The organism is Clostridium sp. AF19-22AC (assembly GCF_003479085.1).
In the GTDB taxonomy this organism is placed as follows: domain Bacteria; phylum Bacillota; class Clostridia; order Lachnospirales; family Lachnospiraceae; genus Faecalicatena_A; species Faecalicatena_A orotica.
The window spans coordinates 360199-373901 of sequence record NZ_QUGN01000002.1 but is presented as its reverse complement, the minus strand read 5'-3'; the positions used below and the strand labels follow the sequence as shown (position 1 = coordinate 373901).

Sequence of the window (13703 nt, the reverse complement as noted above, 5' to 3'; positions counted from 1 at the left end):
ATGAGCAGGATTGTAATAGCAGAAGACGAGGAATTTATGAGGGAAGAACTGGAGTATCTTCTCTCCGGGGCCGGCTATGAAACGGTAAGCCTGAACCATTTTTCGGATACGGCTTCGGAAATACTTGCAAACAATCCGGACCTTGTGCTGCTGGATATCAATCTGCCGGGGCAGACCGGATTCGAGGTATGCAGATTCATCCGCCGGAAAAGTCTGGTACCGGTACTCGTTCTGACAAGCAGGGACAATATGAAGGACGAACTGCATGCCCTGGGGCTTGGGGCGGATGAATATCTGCCAAAGCCCTGCCACAGGGACCGCCTGCTGGCGAGGATTGCCAATCTGCTCAGAAGATACAAGGACAAAGAGCACTTTCTGGAAGTGCCCGGAATCCGTCTGGATTTAAATACTTATACGATATATACAAATCAGACATCCTATGTACTCCCTGAAAACCAGGGAAAGATCATGGAACAGCTGTTATCCCCATTGGGCAGAATTGTTTCGAAGGAGGAGCTTTTTCAGACGCTTTGGGGAACTTCCGAATATGTAGATGAAAATGCACTTCAGGTCAACATGACCCGGTTGAAAAAGACGCTGGAACGGCTGGCGCTGAACTATAGAATCGTTACTGTGCGCGGCACTGGATATTTTATTGAGCAAAAACAGGAGGATCCGCATGCTGAAGAAACTGCTTCATTACTGTTATAACTATAGCATCTGGCTGGCACTGCTTGTGTGTACCGATTTTCTGTTCATAATTTTCTTATGGCTGCTTAGTCCGGGCAAATTCCTGATCCTGCTCGGTGCCATGCTCTTTGTGTCTTTTCTCATGTTCAGCATCGCTCTGTGGATCGCTTACAGCAGTGATTCAAAAAAGGAAAAAGCCTATATGGAGCTGTTGGAAAACCGGGAGCTGGCGGAAGATGAAAGCTTTCTGACCGCTTTTGGCGGAACAGATTATACGATTGCACAGGCTCTGGTGAAAAGGCTTCAGAGCGAATACCGCGAAAACAAGAAGCAGAAGAGTGATATTCAGGAATATGAAGATTATATGGAAACATGGGCACACGAGGTTAAGACGCCGCTGGCATTAATGACGTTTGTACTCGATAACAGAAAAGAGGAGATGTCCACCGGTGTTTTCCATAAGCTGGAGTATGCAAGAAGCCAGCTGCAGGAAGATATTGACCAGGTCCTGTACTATGCAGGACTGAAGGCCGTACATTCGGATTTCCTGTTCGAAAAGGTATCTTTAAGGGATTGTTGTACGGAGGCTCTGTCTGAATACAGGGCCCTGTTGGATGAAGCGGGTTTCCTGATACAAAACGAAACAGAGGACATCGGGGTTTTATCGGACAGAAAGGGACTCATTTTCATCATCGGACAGGCTGTCAGCAACAGCATCAAATATGCAGACCCGGAGAAAGAGAAAAATACTCTTAAACTGTATACAGAGTGGGCCCCGTCCAGGAATGAAACCATGCTGCATATCCGCGACAACGGTATCGGAGTCCCTGAATATGATATCCCCTTCATTTTCGATAAAGGATTTACCGGCGGAAATCTCAGGCAGCGGAAAAAAGCAACCGGCATGGGGCTCTACCTGGTTAAAGAATTAGCGAAAAGGCTCAAGATCCGTGTCGGCACAAACCCGGAATATAAGACTGGATTTGAACTCGTATTAGCATTTCCCCGTGTGTCGAAGTAAACCACAGGTTAAATTCTGCCTCCGGTTAGTTGCCCGGTGGTAAATTGTAAAAGTGCCTCCTTAAATGATATAATTATTTTGTCAGGAAGAAGATAAAAAGTTTGGGAGGACAAATTATGCCGATTAATACAATTATCCGTGAAAAAAGGAAGGAACTGGGGCTGACCCAGGAGAGAATTGCCGAATATCTGGGTGTATCCACCCCTGCCGTAAATAAGTGGGAAAAGGGTTCGTCGTATCCGGATGTTACACTACTTCCGCCGCTGGCGCGCCTGTTGCAGGTAGATATGAATACTTTGTTTTGTTTCCATGAGGAACTCTCAGAACAGGAAATCGAATCTTTCTGCAAAGAATTATCACAGGCCATCAGCGAAAGCGGGCTCGATGCCGGTTTTACACTTTTACACGAAAAATTGCGGGCATATCCCCGCTGCGCCCCGTTGGTACATAAATCGGCCCTCCTGCTGGACGGTGCCCTAATCATGGCGGGAATGCCTGCTGACGAAAAAGGCCAGTATACGGACCAGATCATGGAACTGTATCATCGTGCAGTGGAAGACGGAGATGAAAAAATCCGGATTTCTTCTGCATTTATGCTTTCTTCCAAGTATGAATTGCGGGGAGATTACCAGAAGGCCCATGAAATGCTGGAACTGGTCCCGGAACGGTTGGGAATAGACAAGAAGCAGCAGGAAGCCTCGATTTATATGAAGGAGGGGAAGATGGATGACGCGGCCAGAATACTGGAACATTTGCTGCAAATGAGACTGAGTGAAATCATGATCATTCTGATGTATCTGGGCGAATGTGCCGTAAAAAAAGATGATCATGAGATGGCCGGATATGCTGCTAAAGCATGGGAAAAGACTGCCGAAACCTTCGGACTATGGGAGTACAGCAGCCAGGTGCTCAAGTTTCACACGGCAGTCCTTCTAAAAGATGAAGAAAGAGCGGTCTCTCTCCTAAAAAGAATGCTCTTTGCTATTCGGACTCCCTGGGATATGAAAAGCACCGTTTTGTTCCGGGATATAGCACCTGATATTTCTGGAATCGATGCGTCACAAAAACAGAACTCAGAAAAAAAGCTGCTTTCGGGACTGATGTCTGAAATGAAAAATAATCCAATGTATGATTTTCTCCAGACGAATGAAGAATTTTTAAGAATAGCAAAACGGTTTCTGTGAATGTTTTCTCCTCCTACTATACAAAATGTTAAGTTTAAGTTAAAATAAGTTCAAGGTATATACATCATTTTTATCCTTAAACAAAGTATGGAGAGAGGCGGTTTTATGAAAAAGAAGAGAAAAGGATTGAAAATAGCAGGAGGAATTGTACTTGCTGTCATACTGATTCTCGCAGTTTTAGTGGGATATCTGACGATACGGGAATACCGTCCGAAGGCGGTTGAAGCCGTTGAAACGGGAAATGGAACAGATTCGCTGGATATTGGGGATTCATTTACAATACTTACATACAATACCGGTTATGCGGGATTAAGTAAAGATGAAGATTTTTTTATGGACGGCGGTACCAAAGTGCAGCCGGAGAGCAAAGAATTAGTAGAAAATAATCTAAAGGGGATCACGTCCATTTTAGAGAAACAGGACGCGGATATTTATTTCCTTCAGGAAGTAGACCGGGATTCCAAACGTTCCTACCATATTGACGAGCAGGAATACTATGAGGATGCACTCGGGTTAACCGGAATGTTCGCATGCAATTTTAAGTGTGATTATGTTCCGTACCCGCTGCCACCGATCGGAAAAGTAAAAAGCGGCCTTGTCACCATGACCAGTCTGGAAGTCACGGCTGCATCCCGTATCGCACTTCCGGAGTCCTTCAGCTGGCCGGTCAAGACCTGTAATCTGAAGCGCTGTATGCTCGAGACGAGGGTCCCGCTTGAAGGCACAGACAAAGAACTCGTCCTGATCAATTTCCATCTCGAGGCTTATGACAGCGGCGAAGGAAAGATTGCACAGAGCAGGATGCTTGCAGAAAAACTGGAAGCCGAATATGAAAAAGGTAATTATGTCATTGCGGGTGGAGACTTCAACCAGACATTCGAGGGCATGGATAAATACCCGATCCACAACAAAGACAACTGGGTTCCCGGTATTGTCGGCACGGAAGATATCCCTGACGGGTTCTCCTTCGCCGTTTCCGACAACGTACCCACATGCAGGCTGTTAAACGGGCCTTACAGCGGAAACTACGAGGACTCACAGGTCTATGTCCTGGACGGATTTATCGTATCAGATAATATAAAGGTTAATCAGGTAGAGAATATCAATACTGACTTTGAATACACAGACCACCAGCCGGTGCGGATGGAAGGGACACTTTTAAATTAATATGTTTATGGCTCCTTTTGCAAAACAGAGGTCAACCATCAAGAACAAACCGCAGGACATCCGGCCCTGCGGTTTATCTATGCCTGCGGGGTCTTTGACTGTATTAAGATTAAGGCTGACAGTTTCAGGTAATACTGATAAAATGGAAGAGAAACGGAGGTTAATAGAAATGAATGATTCTCAGAAAGCAGGGCAGACAGAAGAAATACTGCAGTATTACAGCCAGATGGACAACAAAAGCGATCAGGATAATATTGTACAGATGCTGAGGGAACTTCAGGAAGTCAACGGCTGCATCACCTCGGAGTTAAAGCGACGTGCGGCCGAAGCCGCCGGGGTCAGCCCTTCTGTCATCCAGGTATTGGTCAAAATCTACCCCTCACTGAAGGAGGCAGCCTACCAGCATGAAATCGTAGTCTGCACAGGAAAAGCCTGCACAGACAAAGGTTCACAGGAACTTCTAAAAACTCTAAACAGGGAACTTAAGACCCAAAAAAACGGCATCTCAAAAGACGGCAAAGTATGTATAAAGACAAGGCCATGCCTGAAACAATGCCGGACCGCCCCCAACATACTCATTGATGGAAAACTCTACTCAAACATGACTGCAAAAGATGTTTTAAAATTGGTTAAATAATTCCAGTCCTATCTCCTTGTAGACTTTTTGTAGAGAATTTATTAGTATAATAACAACACGAACTCTGTAGAAAGTTGGATGAATATTATATGAAAAAAATTTTAGCAGTTGATGATGAGCCTGGAATCCTCCAGCTCTTAAAAGATTATTTTGAAATACAGGGATATCAGGTGATCACAGCCACGAACGGAACCGAGGTTTTCAGCAGGCTGTCCATGAAACCAGACCTTATCCTGCTGGATGTAAACCTTCCCGGGATTGACGGATTTGAGGTGTGTACGATGATCCGCAGCCATGTATCCTGCCCGATCGTCTTTCTGACCGCCAAGATTGAGGAGGAGGACCGGATACGGGGACTCCTTCTGGGCGGTGACGATTATATCGTTAAGCCGTTCAGTATCGAGGAACTGGGTGCAAGGGTTGAGGCACACCTGCGCCGGGAGGATCGGAAGAATCAGACACAGGCTGTCAGAGTACAGGGGGCTCTGGCCATACACTATGAGGAGCGCTGTGTTTATTACGATAACCGGCCAGTGAACCTGACAAAAACAGAATTCAATATTGTGGAGCTTTTGTCCATGAACAGTGGACAGGTATTTTCCAAGGAACAGGTGTATGAGAAAGTGCGTGGCTACGACGGCTGCGGTGACAGCAGCATTGTGACTGAGCATATCCGGCGCATCCGGCTGAAGCTGTCCGGGTTCACAAAGAAAACATACATAGAAACGGTATGGGGAGTGGGGTACAAATGGATTGGTTAGAAGAAAAAACATCTGTGGTCAGCCATAAAATACGCAATATGTCATTTCGAAGCGCAATCGCCGCATATATCCTCGTGTTTGCCGCGGCTGGGGCGGTACTGTCTTATCTGACGATAACGGCCTGCTACCGGTATGAAAGCATGATCTGGAGCAGATACAGCGGTGACAGCGAATTATGGTTCTTTACCATCAAATTGTCGGAGTGGCCGTTCTGGACGGACAATTACACCGGTTTTCAGAATCACGACGGGCTCTGGATGCTCCTGCTCGACACGATACGTGTGTGGAGTCCCTTTGTCTATGGAGTAGCAGGGTCTATTGCCGCAAGCCTGCTTTTTTATAAGAAAAGATTGAAAAAACCTCTGAATATTCTAAAAGAAGGCACAGAACAGGTCCGGGGGAATAATCTGGATTTTGACCTGACATATGAAAGCAGGGATGAGATGGGGCTGCTCTGCCGTTCCTTCGACGAAATGCGGCTTGAACTCATACATAATAAGGAAATGATGTGGGAGCTGGTAGAGAACCAGAAACAGCTCAATGCCGCATTTGCCCATGACTTAAGGACGCCGCTAACCGTTCTGAAAGGATATTCCGACTTTCTGGAGCGCTACCTGCCACAGGGGAAAATCAGTCAGGAGAAAATGTTAGAGACGCTCAGACTGATGTCAGAGCATTTAAGCCGTCTGGAACAGTACAGCAGGACAATGAAAGGAATCCGCAGCCTTGATGAGATTCCGGTACAAAAAGAACTCTATACGCCCGGGCAGATCCAGAGTGAAATTTTAGAGGTTATCTTTGCACTGAACCAGATCGGCGATGTGGAAATTATTCTTAGCGGACAAACTGAAACCCTGCCCTCAAAAAAAGCGGCTGTCGATGTAAATCTCCTTCTGGAGGTTCTGGAAAATCTGCTGTCAAATGCCATCCGCTTTGCATCCAGACGGATTACAGTCACACTTCAATATGAAGAAAGAGAAGAGATGTTGTATCTGGTCGTTCAGGATGACGGAAGCGGATTTACAGAATATGACTTTCAAAAGGCCCTCCTTCCTTACCACAGGGAGCACCGGAAACTGCCGGAAGAGAATGACGGTGAGAATCCCCATTTTGGAATCGGGCTCCATATCTGCAGGCAGCTTTGTGCCAAGCACGGCGGTGAGTTAAGTCTGGCCAACTCCATAGAAGGCGGTGCGGTTGTGACAGCTTCATTTTCCAGTAAGAATGAATGAAGAGAATCTTAAGTTTTCATAGAGAAAATATAGACATTTCTTCGGTATGATAGCTTCATAGACAAGAAGATCACATAAAAATGAAATGGACTAAGACAAAACAAGTCCGGGGATCTTCAGGAAAGAGAGGTTAATCAAAGAATGTCTGCTGAAATTAAGATTGAACATTTGAATCAATATTATGGAAAGAAACAGGCTTTAAAGGAGGTTGATCTGACCATTCAACAGGGAATGTTCGGACTGCTCGGGCGAAACGGCGCCGGAAAAACGACTCTTATGAAGGTGCTTGCCACACTGCTGCCAAAATCAGACGGACGGATTACAGTCTGTGGAATTCCGGTAGAAGACTCTGCCAGAATCCGTAAGATGACCGGGTACCTGCCCCAGAATTTTTCCATGTACCCGAATATGAGCGTCTATGAGGCAATGGATTATCTGGGCGTTCTCTCCGGACTGAGTACAGCCGAACGCAGAAAGAGAATTCCATATCTGTTGGAGAAGGTGAATCTCCAGAATGACAGAAAAACAAAAGTAAAGGCACTTTCCGGCGGAATGAAACGCCGCCTCGGTATCGCCCAGGCGATCCTGCATAACCCAAGAATTCTTATTGTAGACGAACCGACGGCCGGATTGGACCCGGAGGAAAGAGTCCGTTTCCGGAATCTTCTCTGTGAGATTGCAGAAGAGCGCATCGTCATTCTCTCTACCCATATTGTAGGGGACATCGAAGCAACCTGCGAACAGATAGCCGTCTTAAATAATGGGGAAATCCTTTATCAGGGAACCGTTTCCGGCCTGATTGAAATGGCTGACGGAAAAGTTTATACTGCCCAGATCAGCAGACACGAACTTCCGCAATTAAAAGAAAGATACATCGTAACCAGCATGCTGACACTTGGAAACAATGTCATGATCCGTTTTATCGCAGAGAAGAAGCCCTTCGCTTCGGCCGAAAGCTGTGATGCGGGTGTAGAAGATGCTTACATGTATCTGATGAACGGAGAAGGGAGTGAGGCCTGATGTTTGGACATCTATTCATAAAAGAATGTAAACAGACGGCCAAAAGCATGATCTACTGGCTGATCATCCTGATCCTGCTTATTTTTTTCAACTCCCAGCTCGGCAGCATGGAATTTGCCGAGAAACCGGAACCGGGGCAGGAAGACTACGGCATGGTCGCAGGCGGTGATGAACAGGCCACAATGGAGGCAACGCTTGGATATCTGGTCAGTGAGTACAGGAGCGGCTCCTTTACAACGTACCCGATCGGGTTTTATAAAACAGTCAAGCCCAGTCAAAAGGAGTTAAAGAGGATCCATGAGATTGTTACTGAAACAACAGGGCTGTCCACAGATCAGGAGATCGACGATGCGATGACAGCGGCCCAGGGAGACAGCCAGATCGTATACGGCAGTTCGCCGGTCAAGCCAAAAGACGGGCTTACTTTTGAACGGTTCTGTGCATTAATGGAAGAAACAGACGATATGCTTGGAGGAGGTTCCAATTACAGTAAAGAGAGTCTTAAAACAAATGCAAAAACACCAATGACTTATGAACAGGCACTGCAGCAATATAATGACCTGACAGAAAAAGATCATTTTACCGGTGCATATGCAAGACTGTTTAGTGATTACATGGGAATTATGCTCGGGATACTGCCCGTATTTCTGGCAGCCACGCGGGGCATGCGTGACAGGCGTTCCCGCATGCAGGCGCTGATCGCATCAAGAAAGGCCTCTTCAGCCGTGATTATCTTCAGCCGTTACTTTTCCATGATTGTAATGCTGATGCTGCCGGTTCTTCTCATTTCCTGCATACCGCTGTCCGAATGTATCAAAGCTGCAGGAGGAGGTATCCGTCTGGATTATCTGGCATTCGTGAAATACAGTGTTGGCTGGCTGATGCCGACTGCCATGATCTCCACTGCCGTGGGAATGGTTCTGACGGAACTTACGGATACGGCTCTGGGTGTACTGGTACAGCTTATTTGGTGGTTTCTGTCTGTCTTTAGTTCCATGTCAGCCATGCACGGCGGAATATACGGCTGGGATCTCGTTCCCAGACACAACACACCGTTTAATTATGAAGGTTTTCATGCAGGTTTCAGCCAGCTGGCTGCAAACAGGGCGCTGTACGCAGGAATTTCCATCCTGCTCGCTGCAGTTACTGTCTGGATCTATTCATTAAAGAGGAAAGGGAGGCTTGATATCCGTGGCAAATTATTTGGAAATCGCAAGAGAGAACATAAGGCATAACCTGCCCGTCCATGCCGTCACAGCAGGCATCCTGCTCTGCCTTTCCCCGCTCGTACTGGGGGTAAAGAACCTGCCTTTGGCGGACACTGCCAAGGTTCTGGAAATGTATGTGGCCCTGATCGGGATTATCCTGATCCCCCCTGTCTTCCTTCCCGAGCAGAATCCGGATTTAAGAGACCTGATCCGGTCGAAATATACAAAAATAAGCACTGTTTACAGCATCCGGGCCATAGAGGCCGTGCTTGTCCTCGCATTATATCTCGGCGTATACCTCTTAATTCTCCACATAAATGGCTGCCAGATGGAGGCACCGGCATACTATGCAGGGACACTCGCGGAAATGATCTTTATGGGAGGGCTCGGACTTTTGTTTTACAGCCTGACGGATAACCTGATTGCGGGTTACATGATCCCTGTATTCTACTATATCACCGCAATGGGGGCAGGCTCTAAATATCTGAAGGTATTCTATCCCTTCTCGATGACGAAGGGCAGCTATACCGAAAAATACTGGCTCCTTGCCGGGGGTGTTATTTTGATGGCCGCAGCAGTCCGCATCAGAAGCCGGAAATAAGAATTCATAAGAATAGGACAATTGTGCCGCACATATACTTCAAATAAAGGGCGTATGTGTGGCATTTCTATATGGGCAGAGATTTAGATAACGAAAAATTCAAAGAAAAACTGGCATCTGCTGCAAGTATGCCAAAGGATGTAGTCCTCGGTGCAGCCGTTGTCACAATCGTGGGCTGTCAGGAAGTCTGCATCGAAAATTACCGCGGCATCATTGAATACACGGATGTCCTGATCCGTGTCCAGACGAAAGGGTGCCAGATCCGGCTTCAGGGGAAAAACCTTCAAATAGAGTATTATACCAACGATGAAATGAAGATTACAGGCAGAATTTGTTCGCTAGAATATTGTAAGTGAGGTAAGAAAAACTGTGATACAGTCAATCATCCGGTATGTACATGGCTATGTAAAGGTCCGCGTCGAGGGATATTCCCCCGAACGCTTTTTAAATCTGTGCAGCCACCATCAAATTTATATATGGGGACTGACTCCCTGCGGCAATGCGTATGAGATGTATATGAGCCTCAAAGGTTTTCGAAAGCTTCGACCGATCGTCCGCAAGACGCATACAAAAGTGGTACTGACAGGCAGGGCCGGTCTTCCTTTTTTTCTGCAGAGGTACCGGAAGCGGAAGCTGTTTTTTATCAGCTTCTTCCTTTGTCTCGGGCTTTTATACCTGTATTCCAGCTTTATCTGGGACATTCATTTTGAGGGAAACGAAAAATGGACAAACGAGACGTTGCTTGAATTCCTCGAGACGAAAGAGGTCACTCCTCATATGCCGAAAAAACAGGTTGACTGTGCACAGATCGTAAAAGAAATCCGAAAAGAGTACGATGATATCGTCTGGGTATCTGCATCCATTGACGGCAGCCGGCTCCGTATCCAGATCAAGGAAAATGAAGATACGTTCCGGGAGGATGGAGAGGATGCGGACCCTAAAAGTGCCTCCTCCGATTCCACTCCCCCGGAAGTCCCAAAAACCGAGAGCAGCCAGGCTCAGCCGAAGGAGCCGAAAGACCTGGTTGCAACGAAAGACGGCGTGATTACCAGTATCATCACCCGGACGGGAGTCCCGATGGTGCATGTCGGAGATACCGTCGCAAAAGGCGATATCCTCGTGTCCGGCAGGATCGAGGTCATGAACGATGCAGGCGAAGTCATCGACTACCAGTACCAGACTTCGGATGCGGATATATTTGCGGATACACAGATGGCTTACGAGGATACAATCAGCACAAAATATAAAAAGAAATACTATGAGAAGTCCCAGAGACGCTTGTATTATCTAAAAATCGGTTTCCGGATACTCTCAGTCGGCACACTGAAGAATGATTATAAAGAATGGGAGATGTACACAAAGGAGCACCAGCTGAAATTAGGTGAGAATTTCTACCTCCCTGTATCTTACGGCAGTAAGATTGTTAGATCATACACCTCCAAAGAGAAACCACACACAAAAGAAGACCTCCAGAAACAGCTGAGTGAAAACTTCAGCCTGTTCTCCAAAGATCTGGAAGAGAAGGATGTCCAGATGAAAGATAACAGTGTGAAAATACATATCGGTCAGGACACGGCAACAGCAAAAGGCATCTTATACCTGAATGAGCGGATCACACAGGAGAAGGACACCGAAATCATGCAGATTGAGAATAAGACTTCGGATGGAACAGAAGAAACACAGGAATGATCCCTATAAAGGAGAACCAGACGTGCATGGTAACGCTTGGTTCTCTTGTTTTGAATAGGGTTTTGAATAGGAAAGAGGTTCAAATTGCGTTACCCGGATAAGTATGGTAAAATATAGGAAAAGTTCTGGAAGAAAAGGAGTGTTAATTATGGACAAGGAAGTATTGAACTACGTTGTTGAGAAGACACACGAATTAGTGGACGCACCGACATGCAGCAGTGAGACAAAGGCTGCGGCTCTGGCATGGCTGGATGCCGTCGGTACAGAAGGGGAGGCCGCAGAAACCAGAAAGTATATAGAAGAACTGGAAGAGGGTATCATGCCGGTCGACAATCTGATCGGATTTGCAGAGTCTGAAACAGGGGCCCAGGTGTTCGGGGCGGATAAGGCAAAAGAAGTAGCGGCACACGCCCGCGAGATTAAGGCTGCCGGGGCAAGATACTGTGACTGCCCGGCCTGTGCGGCAGTAGAAGCGATTCTTGAAAAGAAGGATCTTATGATCTAAGGAAATTAGTTGCAAAAAGACACCTGTGCTTTTTCGAAACACAGATGTCTTTTTGCATGGCAGGGGCAGACTACCTTCTGCAGATCAGTTCTGTCGTCCTGCCGTCTTCTGTCAGACGGACAACGCCTCTGTGGATGAGTGGGTGTACATGTGATATTTTGCTGTATTTCTGTAAGATTGTCTTAAAAAATTCCCCATCCTCCAAAGAATGATAGACATAAATCTTATCCTTCCCGCCGAAATCCATTTCCAAAAGTCCTAGCCCGCACAGATACCTCAGATCTTCTGAGGATTCGAGTATCTCTTCATCCGTTTCCATGTCACTGGTGACATAAAACGGGTCTTTTGACATTTCGGCGTATACATGGCTTGTATCATACATATTCATGAGCCTGAATACTGGAAAACTTTTTGTCCTGTGCAGGAGGGTTAATAATGCGGCCTGCTGCCGGGATAGATATATTTCCCTGCATTCATCCCTGCCAGATCCGGAAGCCTTAGGACGATAGCGGCAAATATAATCATACTTTTTATTTATTAAAACTTCAGTTCCCATTTCTTTGCCCTCCCTTTTCATTTACAATAAACATTTTACTTATTACTTATATTTATTATACCATTTTATATATTGTTATTCAATAATATGAAAGCACAATAAATTATCTGATATATTATTTGTATTAATTAAAGGTTACAGTTTATTAGCACCGATGAAAGTATTTTCAATCTGTACATATCTTAGAAATTAATTTTTTCTCATAGAAAATTTCATCCAGCGGTATCAACCTGATTTATGACAAATTTTTGAAATCATACATATCCGGATGAAAAAGTTATACAATAAAATGAATATGAAAATAATTAAAAGTAAATTTAATTCTTTTTTCTTAGGAAATACTGGAAAAGGGTATTCCAATTAAGAAAAATAGTGTTAAAATACACATAGAATATATATGGAAAGGAAAAAACAGGATGAGTCTGGCAGAACTGATGATTGACATACCGGCCGAACACGAGAAAAATGTATTCGGCCAGTTTGATGCATATGCGAAAAAGATGGAGCGCACATTTCACGTCACATTAATCGCCCGTGACGGACAGACAAAAATATTAGGAGAGGGACATGCCGCCGAAAAGGCAAAGAGGGTACTGGAACAGCTCACTGAGTTATCCCGGCGCGGAAACGTGATTACGGAACAGAATGTAGACTATGCCATATCCCTTGTCTTTGAAGACCAGGAAGAAGGGATCGTGGAGATCGACAGGGACCTGATCTGCCATACACTTCAGGGCAAACCAATCAAGCCTAAGACGCTCGGGCAGAAGAAGTATGTGGATGCGATCCGCAGCCGCATGATTACTTTTGGTTTAGGGCCGGCCGGGACCGGAAAGACGTATCTGGCGATGGCAATGGCAATTACGGCTTTTAAAAGCAATGAGGTCAGCCGGATCATCATGACCCGTCCGGCTATCGAGGCAGGAGAAAAGCTGGGATTCCTCCCGGGGGACCTGCAGAGCAAGGTAGACCCTTACCTGCGTCCACTGTACGATGCACTGTATCAGATCATGGGGGCCGAAAGCTTTTTGAAGAATTCTGAAAAAGGGCTGATTGAGGTTGCCCCGCTGGCTTATATGAGGGGGCGCACGCTTGACAACGCCTTCATTATTCTGGATGAAGCGCAGAACACAACCCCCGCACAGATGAAGATGTTCCTGACCCGTATCGGCTTTGGGTCCAAGGTTGTTATCACAGGCGATACCACACAGAAGGACCTGCCGCCGGGAACAGTCTCAGGACTCGATGTAGCGGTTAATGTCATAAAAAATATCGACGATATCAGTATCTGTACACTGACGAGCAAGGATGTCGTGAGGCACCCGCTTGTGCAGAAGATCGTTAAGGCATATGAAGAATATGAAAAGAAAAGTATCCGGCCGGGTAATAAGGATGGCAGGAGAAACAGCGGCAAAAGGAGAAAGTAATGAGT

15 protein-coding genes are annotated in these 13703 nt (G+C 46.0%); 14 read left to right on the top strand and 1 reads right to left on the bottom strand.

Going from position 1 to position 13703, the window contains the following annotated elements; genetic code table 11:
* The 13 genes from DWX43_RS03755 (at position 1) to DWX43_RS03695 (ending at position 11715) form a co-directional block, all read left to right on the top strand.
* The gene (locus tag DWX43_RS03755) at positions 1 to 711 is read left to right on the top strand and encodes a response regulator transcription factor (RefSeq protein ID WP_118618852.1); all 711 of its coding nucleotides are present in this window, start codon (positions 1 to 3) and stop codon (positions 709 to 711) included.
* The gene (locus DWX43_RS03750) at positions 680 to 1711 is read left to right on the top strand and encodes a sensor histidine kinase (protein WP_118618850.1); all 1032 of its coding nucleotides are present in this window, start codon (positions 680 to 682) and stop codon (positions 1709 to 1711) included. Before DWX43_RS03755 ends, DWX43_RS03750 begins: the two co-directional genes overlap by 32 nt.
* Positions 1712 to 1827: 116 nt before the next feature.
* Positions 1828 to 2895, top strand: a complete 1068-nt coding sequence (locus tag DWX43_RS03745) for a helix-turn-helix transcriptional regulator (protein WP_118618848.1) — start codon at positions 1828 to 1830, stop codon at positions 2893 to 2895.
* Between the two features lie 105 nt (positions 2896 to 3000).
* Positions 3001 to 4062 carry an endonuclease/exonuclease/phosphatase family protein gene (locus tag DWX43_RS03740; protein ID WP_182440610.1) on the top strand — a complete coding sequence of 354 codons (1062 nt, stop codon included), beginning with the start codon at positions 3001 to 3003 and terminating at the stop codon, positions 4060 to 4062.
* A 169-nt stretch (positions 4063 to 4231) separates the two neighbouring features.
* Complete coding sequence (locus tag DWX43_RS03735; protein WP_243099239.1) at positions 4232 to 4699, top strand: NAD(P)H-dependent oxidoreductase subunit E; 468 nt, start codon at positions 4232 to 4234, stop codon at positions 4697 to 4699.
* An 89-nt stretch (positions 4700 to 4788) separates the two neighbouring features.
* Positions 4789 to 5460, top strand: a complete 672-nt coding sequence (locus tag DWX43_RS03730; protein WP_118618844.1) for a response regulator transcription factor — start codon at positions 4789 to 4791, stop codon at positions 5458 to 5460.
* A complete protein-coding gene (locus DWX43_RS03725) occupies positions 5448 to 6692 on the top strand; it encodes a HAMP domain-containing sensor histidine kinase (RefSeq protein WP_118618842.1) in 1245 nt (414 codons plus the stop codon). The genes DWX43_RS03730 and DWX43_RS03725 overlap by 13 nt, the downstream gene beginning before the upstream one ends.
* Before the next feature lie 141 nt (positions 6693 to 6833).
* On the top strand, positions 6834 to 7712 hold the full coding sequence (locus DWX43_RS03720; protein WP_118618840.1) for an ABC transporter ATP-binding protein: 879 nt from the start codon (positions 6834 to 6836) through the stop codon (positions 7710 to 7712).
* Positions 7712 to 8947: an ABC transporter permease gene (locus DWX43_RS03715; RefSeq protein WP_109730406.1), complete on the top strand. Its 1236-nt coding sequence runs from the start codon at positions 7712 to 7714 to the stop codon at positions 8945 to 8947. Before DWX43_RS03720 ends, DWX43_RS03715 begins: the two co-directional genes overlap by 1 nt.
* Entirely contained in the window at positions 8904 to 9521 is a 618-nt protein-coding gene (locus DWX43_RS03710; RefSeq protein ID WP_118618838.1) for a hypothetical protein, read from the top strand. The genes DWX43_RS03715 and DWX43_RS03710 overlap by 44 nt, the downstream gene beginning before the upstream one ends.
* Before the next feature lie 71 nt (positions 9522 to 9592).
* Positions 9593 to 9877 carry a YabP/YqfC family sporulation protein gene (locus DWX43_RS03705; RefSeq protein WP_109730404.1) on the top strand — a complete coding sequence of 95 codons (285 nt, stop codon included), beginning with the start codon at positions 9593 to 9595 and terminating at the stop codon, positions 9875 to 9877.
* Between the two features lie 13 nt (positions 9878 to 9890).
* Positions 9891 to 11210, top strand: a complete 1320-nt coding sequence (locus DWX43_RS03700; RefSeq protein ID WP_182440609.1) for a sporulation protein YqfD — start codon at positions 9891 to 9893, stop codon at positions 11208 to 11210.
* Positions 11211 to 11358: 148 nt separating this feature from the next.
* Entirely contained in the window at positions 11359 to 11715 is a 357-nt protein-coding gene (locus tag DWX43_RS03695) for a molecular chaperone Hsp90 (protein ID WP_118618836.1), read from the top strand.
* Positions 11716 to 11785: 70 nt separating this feature from the next.
* Here DWX43_RS03695 and DWX43_RS03690 read toward each other — a convergent pair whose 3' ends face one another.
* Complete coding sequence (locus DWX43_RS03690; protein ID WP_118618834.1) at positions 11786 to 12271, bottom strand: hypothetical protein; 486 nt, start codon at positions 12269 to 12271, stop codon at positions 11786 to 11788.
* A gap of 416 nt (positions 12272 to 12687) precedes the next feature.
* Here DWX43_RS03690 and DWX43_RS03685 point away from each other — a divergent pair, with 416 nt between their 5' ends.
* Entirely contained in the window at positions 12688 to 13698 is a 1011-nt protein-coding gene (locus DWX43_RS03685; protein ID WP_109730401.1) for a PhoH family protein, read from the top strand.
* Positions 13699 to 13703 lie beyond the last annotated feature (5 nt).

What these genes read in the sequence shown, in the direction of transcription:
- DWX43_RS03730 (WP_118618844.1), top strand. Translation starts at nt 4,789, where the DNA reads ATGAAAAAAATTTTAGCAGTTGATGATGAGCCTGGAATCCTCCAGCTC.
- DWX43_RS03720 (WP_118618840.1), top strand. Translation starts at nt 6,834, where the DNA reads ATGTCTGCTGAAATTAAGATTGAACATTTGAATCAATATTATGGAAAG.
- DWX43_RS03725 (WP_118618842.1), top strand. Translation starts at nt 5,448, where the DNA reads ATGGATTGGTTAGAAGAAAAAACATCTGTGGTCAGCCATAAAATACGC.
- DWX43_RS03715 (WP_109730406.1), top strand. Translation starts at nt 7,712, where the DNA reads ATGTTTGGACATCTATTCATAAAAGAATGTAAACAGACGGCCAAAAGC.
- DWX43_RS03695 (WP_118618836.1), top strand. Translation starts at nt 11,359, where the DNA reads ATGGACAAGGAAGTATTGAACTACGTTGTTGAGAAGACACACGAATTA.
- DWX43_RS03690 (WP_118618834.1), bottom strand. Translation starts at nt 12,271, where the DNA reads ATGGGAACTGAAGTTTTAATAAATAAAAAGTATGATTATATTTGCCGC.
- DWX43_RS03735 (WP_243099239.1), top strand. Translation starts at nt 4,232, where the DNA reads ATGAATGATTCTCAGAAAGCAGGGCAGACAGAAGAAATACTGCAGTAT.
- DWX43_RS03705 (WP_109730404.1), top strand. Translation starts at nt 9,593, where the DNA reads ATGGGCAGAGATTTAGATAACGAAAAATTCAAAGAAAAACTGGCATCT.
- DWX43_RS03740 (WP_182440610.1), top strand. Translation starts at nt 3,001, where the DNA reads ATGAAAAAGAAGAGAAAAGGATTGAAAATAGCAGGAGGAATTGTACTT.
- DWX43_RS03685 (WP_109730401.1), top strand. Translation starts at nt 12,688, where the DNA reads ATGAGTCTGGCAGAACTGATGATTGACATACCGGCCGAACACGAGAAA.
- DWX43_RS03750 (WP_118618850.1), top strand. Translation starts at nt 680, where the DNA reads ATGCTGAAGAAACTGCTTCATTACTGTTATAACTATAGCATCTGGCTG.
- DWX43_RS03745 (WP_118618848.1), top strand. Translation starts at nt 1,828, where the DNA reads ATGCCGATTAATACAATTATCCGTGAAAAAAGGAAGGAACTGGGGCTG.
- DWX43_RS03755 (WP_118618852.1), top strand. Translation starts at nt 1, where the DNA reads ATGAGCAGGATTGTAATAGCAGAAGACGAGGAATTTATGAGGGAAGAA.